General features: G+C 65.6%; 11 protein-coding genes. 7 read left to right on the top strand and 4 right to left on the bottom strand.

The annotated features are described in order from the left end of the window. Window positions 1-229: 229 nt before the first annotated feature. A complete protein-coding gene (locus tag RXV88_RS20180; protein ID WP_316295297.1) occupies window positions 230-1,048 on the bottom strand; it encodes a sulfotransferase family protein in 819 nt (272 codons plus the stop codon). Between the two features lie 141 nt (window positions 1,049-1,189). Here RXV88_RS20180 and RXV88_RS20175 point away from each other — a divergent pair, with 141 nt between their 5' ends. Next, window positions 1,190-2,767, top strand: a complete 1,578-nt coding sequence (locus tag RXV88_RS20175; RefSeq protein WP_316295296.1) for a DUF5928 domain-containing protein — start codon at window positions 1,190-1,192, stop codon at window positions 2,765-2,767. Between the two features lie 8 nt (window positions 2,768-2,775). Further along, window positions 2,776-3,144, top strand: a complete 369-nt coding sequence (locus RXV88_RS20170) for a histidine triad nucleotide-binding protein (RefSeq protein ID WP_316295295.1) — start codon at window positions 2,776-2,778, stop codon at window positions 3,142-3,144. A 66-nt stretch (window positions 3,145-3,210) separates the two neighbouring features. Here the strand turns inward: RXV88_RS20170 and RXV88_RS20165 are convergent, their stop codons facing one another. Then, window positions 3,211-4,389 (bottom strand): acetyl-CoA C-acyltransferase family protein, encoded by a 1,179-nt coding sequence (locus RXV88_RS20165; protein ID WP_316295294.1) that lies wholly within the window; start codon window positions 4,387-4,389, stop codon window positions 3,211-3,213. A 127-nt stretch (window positions 4,390-4,516) separates the two neighbouring features. On the opposite strand from RXV88_RS20165, the gene RXV88_RS20160 reads away from it, so the two are divergent. From RXV88_RS20160 to RXV88_RS20140, 5 genes are all read left to right on the top strand, one after another. Further along, a complete protein-coding gene (locus tag RXV88_RS20160) occupies window positions 4,517-5,080 on the top strand; it encodes an XRE family transcriptional regulator (RefSeq protein WP_316295293.1) in 564 nt (187 codons plus the stop codon). Window positions 5,081-5,185: 105 nt separating this feature from the next. Then, complete coding sequence (locus RXV88_RS20155) at window positions 5,186-6,373, top strand: glycine C-acetyltransferase (RefSeq protein WP_316295292.1); 1,188 nt, start codon at window positions 5,186-5,188, stop codon at window positions 6,371-6,373. Then, a complete protein-coding gene (locus RXV88_RS20150) occupies window positions 6,370-7,326 on the top strand; it encodes a cysteine synthase family protein (RefSeq protein WP_316295291.1) in 957 nt (318 codons plus the stop codon). The genes RXV88_RS20155 and RXV88_RS20150 overlap by 4 nt, the downstream gene beginning before the upstream one ends. Window positions 7,327-7,337: 11 nt before the next feature. Continuing rightward, a complete protein-coding gene (gene tdh / locus RXV88_RS20145; protein ID WP_316295298.1) occupies window positions 7,338-8,363 on the top strand; it encodes an L-threonine 3-dehydrogenase in 1,026 nt (341 codons plus the stop codon). Between the two features lie 71 nt (window positions 8,364-8,434). Then, window positions 8,435-9,412 carry a zinc transporter ZntB gene (locus RXV88_RS20140; RefSeq protein WP_316295290.1) on the top strand — a complete coding sequence of 326 codons (978 nt, stop codon included), beginning with the start codon at window positions 8,435-8,437 and terminating at the stop codon, window positions 9,410-9,412. A gap of 192 nt (window positions 9,413-9,604) precedes the next feature. Here the strand turns inward: RXV88_RS20140 and RXV88_RS20135 are convergent, their stop codons facing one another. Then, window positions 9,605-10,960, bottom strand: coding sequence for a mechanosensitive ion channel family protein (locus RXV88_RS20135; RefSeq protein WP_316295289.1), 1,356 nt, complete (start codon window positions 10,958-10,960; stop codon window positions 9,605-9,607). A gap of 59 nt (window positions 10,961-11,019) precedes the next feature. Continuing rightward, window positions 11,020-11,148 carry a hypothetical protein gene (locus RXV88_RS20130; RefSeq protein WP_316295288.1) on the bottom strand — a complete coding sequence of 43 codons (129 nt, stop codon included), beginning with the start codon at window positions 11,146-11,148 and terminating at the stop codon, window positions 11,020-11,022. Window positions 11,149-11,418 lie beyond the last annotated feature (270 nt).

Genomic DNA, 11,418 nt, shown 5'->3' with positions numbered 1-11,418 from the left:
ATCATATCACGATTCTTTCTCGCTGAAGCAGACCGACTGGAAGTCGGTGGGTTTGCTCCAGAGCGTGGATACTAAAGACCCTGGTGTTCGGCTGGGTCTCTCTCGTCGCGCCGCTGTTGTTTCTGTTTCTCGCGGTGCAAACCCTGCGCCGCCGCTACGGAAGGTAGCGCACCACTGCCCCGCCCCCGCGCCGGGGACTCCACCTCAGTTCGGAACAGAAGGCCGGGGCTCAGTCGCCCAGCTTGGCGTGAACCTCGTTCAGGTCGATCTCGCCGATGGGCATCTTGTTGCCCGGGTTTTCGAAATCGTATTTGAAGAGCTCGAAATCCCGGCGGAAAATCTCCCACATGAGGTGCATCGACAGATCGTCGAAATACGCCTCGACCGGATGCGCCCGCTTGGGGCCGTGGCCTTCGGATTCGTTGAACCGCGGGATCGCGGCAAGGTCCACGGCATGCGGAGTCTGGATCGCGTCCAGCACCTGCTGCATCCCGTCGTTGAATTGCTCGGTCCAGAAGATCTTGTTGTAGCGCCCGCCGTTGACGATGAAGGTGCTCACATGGCCCGACATGGCCGACCAGTGAATGTCGGGCTCCATCGGGCGGCGCCAGCGGATGGTGTCGCGGGCGAACAGCAGGAAGCGGCGAAAGCTCTTGACCTGATCGAACTCTTCCTTGCCGTCCTCTCCGCCGACCTCGATCCCGTATTTCTGGATCAAGAGCGGCACAAGGTTGCCGCGATAGCGCCGACCATTGCGCTGGATGCCGCAAATCTTGTCGAAGAACGACGACAGGATACGGGTGTAGGGATTGCGCACGCAGGTGAAGGCAAAGCTGGTGCGGGTCTTCACGTTGGCCTTGATCGCCGGTTGGCTGTCCTCGCGGGCCCATTTGTGCAGGCCCTCTTCGGCGTCATGTATGTCGCCGTCAAAGAAGACGCCGTGGTCGGAATAATACATGATCTGACCGATGGTCGAGCAGGCGCATTTCGGCACAACCCGATACACCACGCTCTCGCTCTCGGTCATCCACGTGCCGGGAAAACCCATCTGCCTGCCTCCGAACCGCGCGTCTTGCGTCTGCCTGACGCTTATTGCCTTCAAAAAACCAAAGAATTCCGGTTTATTCAACGTGGGTTCATCTTTATCAACCTAAACAATCGGGCAAAAGTAAGGCAGACCGTTTCCAAAATGGCAAAAATTGCCTTCATCCTTCTATGCCACAAGGATCCTGACGCCATCATCAAGCAGGCGCAGAGCCTGACCGCCGTGGGCGATTACATGTCGATCCACTTCGACGCCCGCGCCAAACCCGAGGCCTATGCCAGGATCCGCCACGCGCTGGCGGACAATCCCAACGTCACTTTCGCGACGAAGCGGGTGAAATGCGGCTGGGGGGAATGGTCGCTGGTCGACGCCACGCTCCGCGCCGTCGAGGCCGCGGTCGACGCCTTTCCGCGCGCCACGCATTTCTACATGCTGTCGGGCGATTGCATGGCGATCAAATCGGCCGAGTACGCGCATGATTTCCTCGACCGGCGCGAGGTCGATTACATCGAATCCTTCGACTATTTTCAGTCCGACTGGATCAAGACCGGCTGGAAGGAAGAGCGGCTGATCTATCGTCACTGGTTCAACGAACGCACCCAGAAGCAGCTTTTCTATGCAATGTTCCAGGCGCAGAAACGGCTGGGGATCACCCGCGCGATCCCCGAGGATCTGGAGATCATGATCGGGTCGCAATGGTGGTGCCTGCGGCGGCGGACCATCGAATGGATCCTCGATTTCAGCCGCCGCCGCCCGGACGTGATGCGGTTTTTCCGCACCACCTGGATCCCGGACGAGACGTTCTTTCAGACGCTCGTGCGCCACCTGGTGCCGGAGAACGAGATCGAAAGCCGCACGCTGACCTTCCTGATGTTTTCCGATTACGGCATGCCGGTGACGTTCTACAACGATCACTACGACCTGCTGCTCAGCCAGGATTTCCTCTTTGCGCGCAAGATCAGCCCCGAGGCGAAAGAGCTCAAGCGGCGGCTGGGGGTGCTCTATTCGGCCGACGGCCAGCGCTTTCAGATCTCGAACGAGGGCCGGTCGCTCTACAAGTTCCTGACCGCCAAGGGCCGGATCGGGCGGCGGTTTACCCAGCGGTTCTGGGAAACCGAAAGCAGCCTGGGGCGCGAACGCGAGCTGCTGATCGTGGTGTGCAAGAAATGGCACGTGGCCAAGCGGCTGCTGGACCGCATCCGCCAGCTGACGAACGTGCCCTGCATCGAATATCTCTTCAACGAGGAAAGCACGCTGCTGCCCGATCTGGGCGGGATCCAGTCGACGCTGGGCAAGCGCCACCGACACCGCCGGGCACTGATGCGGATGCTGTTCGACTTCTACGAGACCGACAAGCTGATCGTCTGCATGGATCCGGCCAACCTCGACCTGATGGAGGATTTCGGCCGCGACCGCGCCACCACCCGCCTGCTCGAGATCGAATGCCAGTTCACCGACGATTACCTGACCGGCCACGCCATGCGCGTGGGCCTTGCGGGCGACCGCACCCCGAGAGAGACGCTGGAACGGCTGCTGCCGACCATCCGCAACGACATGGCGCATGAATCCGACCGCATCCGCGACGCCGAATTCGAGCACCACATCCGCATGCGCGAAGCCGATTCTGCCGAGGTGAACGCCCAGGCCATCTCGCGCTTTCTGACCATCCCGCCGGACAAGGCGCTGGACATCGCCAAGACCGAATACCTGTTTGCAGACTGAGGACGACCATGCCCCACACCTATGACGATCAGAACGTTTTTGCCAAAATCCTGCGTGGCGAGATTCCCAACAATACGGTTCTGGAAACCGAGCATTCGCTGGCCTTCCACGACATCGAGCCGCAGGCGCCCTGCCATGTGCTGGTGATCCCCAAGGGGCCCTACGTCACCTACGATCATTTCGCGCAAGAGGCGTCGGATGCGGAGATCGCCGATTTCACCCGCGCCATCGGGAAGGTCTGCAAGATGGCTGGCGTAGAAGACGACGGTTTCCGGCTGATCTCGAACGCCGGGGAGAACGGCGTGCAGGAAGTGCCGCATCTGCATGTGCACATTCTGGGCGGGCGGCGTCTGGGGCGGATGCTGCAACCGGCGTGACCGCCCGCGCCGGGGGCCTCTCGTCAAGCCCTTGCGGGCTTTTCTCGAGACCTCCGGCGCGTCGGTTCAGACCCGTTCGATGGCCAGCGCGATGCCCTGGCCGCCGCCGATGCACATGGTGATCAGCGCCTTGCTGCCGCCGATCCGCTCGAGCTCGTAGAGCGCCTTGATCGTGATGATCGCGCCGGTCGCGCCGACGGGATGGCCCAAAGCGATGGCGCCGCCGTTTGGGTTCACCTTGGCCGGGTCGAGCCCGAGCCCCTTGTTCACCGCCAGCGCCTGCGCCGCGAAGGCCTCGTTCGATTCGATGACGTCGAAATCGCTCGCGGACAGGCCGGTGCGGGCCAGCAGCGCCTCGACAGCCGGAACCGGGCCGATGCCCATCACCTCGGGCCGCACGCCCGCGTGGGCATAGCCGAGGATGCGGGCGCGCGGTTTCAGCCCAGCCTTGTCCGCCGCCCCGGCGCGGGCCAGCACCAGCGCCGCCGCGCCGTCGTTGATGCCGCTGGCGTTGCCGGCCGTCACGCTGCCGTCCTTCTGGAACACCGGGCGCAGGCCCGCCAGTGCGTCAAGCGTGGTGGCCTTGGGGTGTTCGTCGGTTTCAAAGGGGACCATCTCGCGCTTGCGGCGCACCTCGACTGGCACGATCTGATCCTTGAACACCCCCTCGGCAATCGCGCGGGCGGCGCGGGTCTGGCTTTCCAGCGCGAAGGCGTCCTGCGCCGCGCGCCCGATGTCATGCTCGGCGGCGACGTTTTCGGCGGTCACCCCCATGTGGCCGGTGCCGAAGGGGCAGTTCAGCGCGCCCAGCATCATGTCGAGCGTCCGGACGTCGCCCATCTTGGCGCCCCAGCGCTGGTCGGGGATGATGAAGGGTGAGCGGCTCATGTTCTCGGCCCCGCCGACGAGCGCGAAATCAGCATCCCCCAGCATCAGCGCCTGCGTGCCCGACACGATGGCCTGCGCCCCCGACCCGCAGAGCCGGTTGACGTTCATCGCCGGTGTCGTCTCTGGCACACCGGCCTGCATCGCGGCGACGCGGCTGAGGTACATGTCGCGCGGTTCGGTGTTGATGACATGGCCAAAGACCACATGGCCGATCTGCCCGCCCTCGACGCCCGCGCGGTCGAGCGCGGCCTTGGCCGCGGCGGCGCCGAGGTCGATGGGCGGGGTCCCGGCGAGGCTGCCGCCGAAGGTGCCGATGGCGGTGCGCGCGCCGGAGAGGATGACGATATCGTCGGACATGGAAGCCTCCTGAGCAATGTTCGGGCAGACTATGCCGCGCCGGTGGCGGCTTGTCAGCCGGGACCGGACGTCACAGCCTCGGGACGGAGACTTGACTCGGCGCACGCCCGGCGGCAGCCTTTCCGTCATGACGGAGGACGCCGACGATATCCTGAAACGCCTTCCCGCCCGCCTGAAAGAGGCGCGGCGCGCGCAGGGGCTGTCGCTGGATGCGGTGGCCAAGCTGTCGGGCGTGTCGCGCAGTATGGTCAGCCAGATCGAACGCGGCGAATCCTCGCCCACCATCGCGACGCTGTGGAACCTGACCCGGGCGCTACAGGTGGATTTCGCCGGATTGCTGGATACGCAGGGCGGGCCGGGGATCGAGGTGCTGCGCGCCAAGGACACACCGACCATCGACAATCGCGGCAACCGGTGCCGTCTGAGGATCCTGTCGCCGCCCGAGGAAGCCGGACGGCACGAGGTGTATGACCTCAGCCTCGGCACCGGCGGATCACTGATCAGCGAGCCCCACACCAAGGGGGCGCGCGAGCATCTGACGGTGATCGACGGGCGGATCGAAGTGACCGCCGGGGACCGGGTCGAGGTCATCGCCGCAGGCGACACCGCGCGCTATCCGGCGGATGTGGCCCATGCACTGCGGGCACTCGACCTGCCGGCGCGGGCCTTTCTGGTGGTGCAGGACGCCTGAGGCCGCGGGCTTTCGGCGTTATACAGGAAATTTTCCGTCATGGCGGATTTTTCTATATTGGACATTGATCCGCTATGTTAGAATTACCGCGACTCGGAGGATGACATGACCCAGGCTTTCCTGACCCAGATCACCAACACGCTCGCCCAGATCGAAGCGGACGGGCTGACCAAGATCGAACGGCCGCTCGATTCGGCCCAAGGGGCGCATATTAATGTCGGCGGGCGCGACATGCTGAACCTCTGCGCCAACAACTATCTGGGTCTGGCCAATCATCCCCGCCTGATCGCGGCGGCGCAGGGTGCCATGGCGACGCGCGGCTTTGGCATGGCGTCGGTGCGGTTCATCTGCGGCACGCAGGATCTGCATCTGCGGCTGGAACAGGCGCTGGCCAACTTTCTCGGCACCGACGACGCGATCCTCTTTGCGGCCTGTTTCGACGCCAACGCGGCGGTGTTCGAGCCGCTGCTGGGCCCCGAGGACGCCATCGTCAGCGATGCACTGAACCATGCGTCGATCATCGACGGGGTGCGGCTCTGCAAGGCGAAACGGTATCGTTACGCCAATGCCGACATGGACGATCTGGGAACGCAGCTGAAAGCGGCGCGCGCCGACGGGGCGCGGCATATCATGATCGCCACCGACGGCGTGTTTTCCATGGACGGCTATCTTGCGCCGCTGCCCGAGATCACCGCGCTGGCGCAGAAATACGACGCGCTGACCATGGTCGACGATTGCCACGCCACTGGGATCATGGGGCCGAAGGGGGCCGGGACCCCCGCGCATCACGGCGTCCGCGTCGATATTCTGACCGGCACGCTGGGCAAGGCGCTTGGCGGGGCGATCGGCGGCTATATCGCCGGGCCACAGCCCGTGATCGACCTGCTGCGGCAGCGGGCGCGACCCTATCTGTTCTCGAACGCGCTGCCGCCCGCAGTGGTCGCGGCCGGGATCGAAGTGCTGGAGATGGTCAGCGCCGGCGACGATCTGCGCGCGGCGCTGCATGCCAACACCGCCTATTGGCGCGAGGGGCTGAGCGACCTCGGTTTCGACCTCTTGCCCGGCGAGCACCCCATCGTGCCGGTGATGCTGGGCGAGGCGCGGCTGGCGCAGGACATGGCGGCGGCGCTTTACGATGAGGGCGTCTATGTGTCGGGCTTCTTCTACCCCGTGGTGCCCAAGGGCCGCGCCCGCATCCGCACCCAGATGAACGCCGCGCTGACGCGGGCGGATCTGGACCGGGCGCTGGCGGCCTTTGAAACCGCGGGAAAGCGGATTGGAGTGATCGGATGATCCTGCCTTCGGTCATCGACGCCATCGGCGGCACGCCTCTGGTTGCGCTTGACCGTCTGACCGATGCGCTCGGGCTGGAGGGGCGGATCCTGGCCAAGCTGGACTATATGCTGCCCGGCTTTTCCAAGAAGGACCGTGCCGCCCGCGCCATCGTCGAGGCCGCGCGCCAGAGCAGCGCGCTGGCCCCGGGGCAAACGGTGGTCGAACTGACCTCGGGCAACATGGGCACCGGGCTGGCGATTGTCTGCGGCGTGCTGGGGCATCCGTTCGTTGCCGTCATGTCGGCGGGCAATTCCGCCGAACGCGCGCGGATGATGCGCGCGCTGAGGGCCGAGGTGGTGCTGGTGCCGCAGGTTGGCGCGCCCCGCCCCGGGCAGGTGAGCGGCGCCGATCTGGCCGCCGTCGAGGCCGAGGCACAGCGGATCTGCGCCGCGCGCGGCGCCTTCCGCGCCGATCAATTCGCCCATCCTGGCAACCCGCAGGCGCATGAGAACGGCACCGGGCCGGAGATCTGGGACCAATCCGGCGGCACGGTGACGGCGTTCTGCGATTTCGTCGGATCGGGCGGCACGCTGGCAGGCGTGGCCCGAGCGCTGACGCCGCACGGCGTGCGCTGCTACGCGGTCGAGCCCGAAGGCGCGGCGGCGCTGGCGGGCGCGACCGTCACAGCGCCCGATCATCCGATCCAGGGCGGCGGCTATGCCATGGGCGACCTGGCGCATCTGGCCGACGTTCCCCTGGCCGGGCATCTGACCGTCAGCGGCGATGCGGCGCGTGACATGGCACGGCTGCTGGCGCGGCGCGAAGGCATCTTCGGCGGCTTTTCCGCCGGGGCCAACCTGGCGGGGGCCGTGCAGCTTTTGCAGGGCCTCGAACGCGGCGGCACATTGGCCATCGTGATCTGCGACAGCGGGCTGAAATATCTATCGACCGATCTATGGGAGGACGCGTGATGCGCAACGACATGACCGCGCTTGTGAAAGCGAAACCCGAGGTCGGGCTGTGGATGGAACGCGCCCCGGTGCCCGAGATCGGGCCGGACGACGTGCTGATCCGCATCCGCAAGACCGGCATCTGCGGCACCGACGTGCATATCTGGAACTGGGACGACTGGGCCCAGCGCACGGTGCCCGTGCCGCTGATCACCGGCCATGAATTCGCCGGCGAGATCGTGGATATGGGCCGCAATGTCGAAGGGCTCGAGATCGGTCAGCGCTGTTCCGGCGAGGGGCATCTGATCGGCAAGAAGAGCCGGCAGAGCCGCGCGGGCAAGTTCCACCTCGACCCGCAGACGCGGGGGATCGGGGTGAACGAGCCCGGGGCATTTGCCGAATACCTGCGGCTGCCCGCCTTCAACGTGGTGCCCCTGCCCGACGCCATCGACGACGAGATCGGCGCGATCCTCGACCCGCTGGGCAACGCGGTACACACCGCGCTGAGCTTTGATCTGGTGGGCGAGGATGTGCTGATCACCGGCGCGGGGCCGATCGGGATCATGGCCGCGGCGGTGGCGCGCCATGTCGGCGCGCGGCATGTGGTGATCACCGATGTGAATCAGGACCGGCTGGACCTTGCGGCGCGGGTCACGGACGTGGTGCCGGTGAACGTGGCGCAGCAGGACCTGCGCGAGGTCGAGGGCGCGCTGCGGATGAAAGAAGGCTTCGACGTGGGCCTCGAGATGTCGGGCAGTCAGGCGGCGCTCGATCAGATGGTCGAGAACCTTGTGATGGGCGGGCGCATCGCCCTGCTGGGCATCCCGCCCGGCAAGAGCCCGGTGGACTGGAGCCGGATCGTCTTCAAGGCGATCACCCTCAAGGGGGTCTACGGGCGCGAGATCTTCGAGACCTGGTACAAGATGATCGCGATGCTGGAGAACGGGCTGGACGTGCGCGGGGTGATCACCCACCGCTTTCCGGTCAGCGATTATGTCGAGGCGTTCGAGACGATGCGGTCCGGGCAGAGCGGCAAGGTCGTGCTGGACTGGACGTGACACCTTGGCGCTTGCCGCGAGTGGCCTGAAACGGTCAGGTTAGACGGCATCGCAAGGCGCGTGGCGGGGATATGAGCGAAAGCGGGACGACAACCTATCTTCTCGACGGACGCGGCGGCGCGCGGGCGGTGTCCGCCGACGCGCTGACCGGCGGCGCCTTGCCCGGGACGGGCGGCGGGTTCGTCTGGGGTCATCTGTCGCGCGGCGATGCCGACACCTGGGCAGAGCTGGAACGCTGGGGGCTGGAACCGGTGGTGATCGAGGCGCTGATGGCCGACGAGACCCGCCCGCGCTGCACCCTGCATGGCGAGGGGGTCTATCTGAACCTGCGCGGTGTGAACCTGAACCCGGGGGCCGAGCCCGAGGACATGATCTCGGTCCGGCTCTGGCTCGATCCGCATCGGGTGATCGGCGTCTGGGGGAGGCCGCTTCAGGCCATGACCGACATGGTGGCGGCCTTCGAGCGCGGGCAGGCGCCGGTGTCGCCGGGCGATCTGGTGGCCAAGCTGGCGCTGCGTCTGGCCGACCGGGCCGAACCGTCGGTGGCCGAGCTGAACGCGCGCATCGACGATCTGGAAGAGGCCATTCTCGACCCCGAGGGCGACGTGATCAGGTCCGAACTGGCCGATCTGCGGCGCACGGCCATCGTGTTGCGGCGGTACTTTGTGCCGCAGCGCGACGCGCTGACCACGCTCGAAATCGAGGACCTGCCCTGGCTGACCGACCGCGACCGCATCCACATTCGCGAAGCCGCCGAACGGGTGCTGCGCTTTGGCGAAGAGCTGGACGCGATCCGCGACCGGGCGCAGGTGGTGCACGATCAGATCATGGACATGCGGGCCGAGCGGATGAACCAGCGGATGCTGGTCCTGTCGGTGGTCGCGTCGATCTTTCTGCCGCTGGGTCTGGTGACCGGGCTGTTGGGTATGAACGTCGGCGGCATCCCCGGCACGGCCAGCCCCTGGGGCTTCGCCGCGGTCTGCGGCGGGCTGGTGGTGATCGGGCTGGGGTTGTTGCTGTGGTTCCGCCGGATGGGGCTCTTTCGCTGAGGGGTTTTGTTTGCCTCGGCCCAGCGTATGACAAGCCGCGACCGGCGCCTGCCCGTGGGGTGGCGCTGCAACATCGGGTCTGATCGCTTTATCGCGGCCCAGTCATTGCATCAAATGATCGGGGTGCTCACGCTTGCCAGAGCGGCGGGCTTCGCCCTTGATTCCGCGACTGGGGCAACAGAACCACCGGCCTCAGTCCGCCGCCACGTCACCCGACGTTTCGGTCTTCAACGTCGAGCCTTCCAGCATCCTGACCTCGCGCTGGGGGAACGGGATCGAGATGCCGTGTTCCTGGAACGCATCCCAGAGCGCCAGATAGACGTTGCCCCGGATGTTGGTCAGCCCGCCCGTGGGATCGCTGATCCAGAACCGCAGGATGTAATCGACGCTGCTGTCGCCGAAGCCGACGATGTGGCAGACCGGCGGCTTGAAGCTCAGCACCCGGTCGCAGCCTTTGGCCGCCTCGATGGCGATCTTGCGCACCCTGTGGGGATCGTCGTCATAGGCCGTGCCGAAATAGATATCGAGCCGCACGAATTCGTTGGAATGCGACCAGTTCACCACCTGCCCGGTGATCAGATCCTCGTTCGGGATCAGGTATTCCTTGCCGTCCCGCGTGACCACGCTGACATAGCGCGCGCCCAGGCTGTTGATCCAGCCGAAAGTGTCGCCGAGGCTGATCACGTCGCCGGGCTTGATCGACTTGTCGAGAAGGATGATCACCCCGGATACCAGGTTCGACACGACCTTTTGCAAACCGAAGCCGAGCCCGACGCCGATGGCCCCCGACAGCACCGCAAGCCCGGTCAGATCGACCCCGGTCAGCCGCAGCCCCATGAAGAAGGCGGTCCCGTAGAGCAGCACCTGCAAAAGCTTGATCGCCAACACCTGCATCGAGGGGCTGATGTCCTCGTTCCGGCGAATGCTCGAGGCGCTGGTGGCCGACAAGAACCGGGCCGCGGCGATCAGCACCGCCAGCGTGACCGCCGCCTGCACCACCAGCCACAGCGACAGGCGGGTGTCGCCCAGCGAAATGGCCAGCGAATCGAGCAGGCGCTGCGCCTCGTCGGTGAGGTTGAGGATGCTCAGCGTGACCCAGGTCCAGGCACCATAGCGCACGGCGGCCCGCAACAGCGGGTTGCCAATCAGACGCGTGGCGAAGGCGATGAAAAGCCAGGCCGTCGCCAGATTGGCGATAGCCGCCAGCAGATAGCTTCGCGACGGCCAGGTGAACTCGCGCATGGCCAGGACGACGATCCAGATCAGGACGACGAAGAGGATCATCCTAAGCCGGCGATGGACGATCACCAGAACCCGCATACGCCATTTCGGCCAGCCTTCGCGGGCGCGCATCCAGTCGTGCAGACGCGGACGCAGGAATGCGGCCAGAAGGTGCGCGGACAGGAAAATCGCCAGCGCGATGACCACCTGATAGGCGTTCCATGGGCGCATCAGGCCTTCGAGGAAGAGCTCGGCGCGACCCAGAAGGCCGACGGCGATCTCCTGCACCTCTTCTACCGGCAGGTTCTGAGTGTCTTCGGGGTTCATGCCTTGCCCAATTGTCCGCGCGCTTTACCGTGGCATCCGCCGGACATGGTGGCAAGCCGTCAGGGCGTCTGGACCAGATCGTGCCGCCAACCGATCATCTGATCCGCGCCCTCTGCATGCACGGAAATGGCGGCGACCAGCAGGACGGCCATAAGCACGAGGTTCAGGGTGTTCAGGGCGGACGGCATCTCGATCTCCGGGTGTTTCGGGGAAATACGGAGAAGGGGACGGGGCGGATCACTTTCAATGCGACAACTTTGCAGAGCGCGTCTTTTGCCCGAGACGGCGCGCATGCAACACAGGCTTGCGAGCACGCGGGCAAGGCTGTAATTGCACGGGCATGACATTGATTTTCGATCTCGGCGACCGGACGCGGTTGCGTGAACGGTTTTTCGGCGCCGCCACCACGGTCCGCGCGCGACTACCCGCGCGCCGGGCGTGACGCCGGCCGACAAGAC

This window comes from Aestuariicoccus sp. MJ-SS9 (genome assembly GCF_032586235.1).
In the GTDB taxonomy this organism is placed as follows: Bacteria; Pseudomonadota; Alphaproteobacteria; order Rhodobacterales; family Rhodobacteraceae; genus Aestuariicoccus.
This window is presented reverse-complemented; position numbering and strand designations above follow the sequence as displayed.

Bases quoted from the DNA above. Each gene is read 5' to 3' on its own strand.
- RXV88_RS20180 (WP_316295297.1), bottom strand. From the start codon at position 1,048: ATGGGTTTTCCCGGCACGTGGATGACCGAGAGCGAGAGCGTGGTGTAT.
- RXV88_RS20175 (WP_316295296.1), top strand. From the start codon at position 1,190: ATGGCAAAAATTGCCTTCATCCTTCTATGCCACAAGGATCCTGACGCC.
- RXV88_RS20170 (WP_316295295.1), top strand. From the start codon at position 2,776: ATGCCCCACACCTATGACGATCAGAACGTTTTTGCCAAAATCCTGCGT.
- RXV88_RS20165 (WP_316295294.1), bottom strand. From the start codon at position 4,389: ATGTCCGACGATATCGTCATCCTCTCCGGCGCGCGCACCGCCATCGGC.
- RXV88_RS20160 (WP_316295293.1), top strand. From the start codon at position 4,517: ATGACGGAGGACGCCGACGATATCCTGAAACGCCTTCCCGCCCGCCTG.
- RXV88_RS20155 (WP_316295292.1), top strand. From the start codon at position 5,186: ATGACCCAGGCTTTCCTGACCCAGATCACCAACACGCTCGCCCAGATC.
- RXV88_RS20150 (WP_316295291.1), top strand. From the start codon at position 6,370: ATGATCCTGCCTTCGGTCATCGACGCCATCGGCGGCACGCCTCTGGTT.
- tdh (WP_316295298.1), top strand. From the start codon at position 7,338: ATGACCGCGCTTGTGAAAGCGAAACCCGAGGTCGGGCTGTGGATGGAA.
- RXV88_RS20140 (WP_316295290.1), top strand. From the start codon at position 8,435: ATGAGCGAAAGCGGGACGACAACCTATCTTCTCGACGGACGCGGCGGC.
- RXV88_RS20135 (WP_316295289.1), bottom strand. From the start codon at position 10,960: ATGAACCCCGAAGACACTCAGAACCTGCCGGTAGAAGAGGTGCAGGAG.
- RXV88_RS20130 (WP_316295288.1), bottom strand. From the start codon at position 11,148: ATGCCGTCCGCCCTGAACACCCTGAACCTCGTGCTTATGGCCGTCCTG.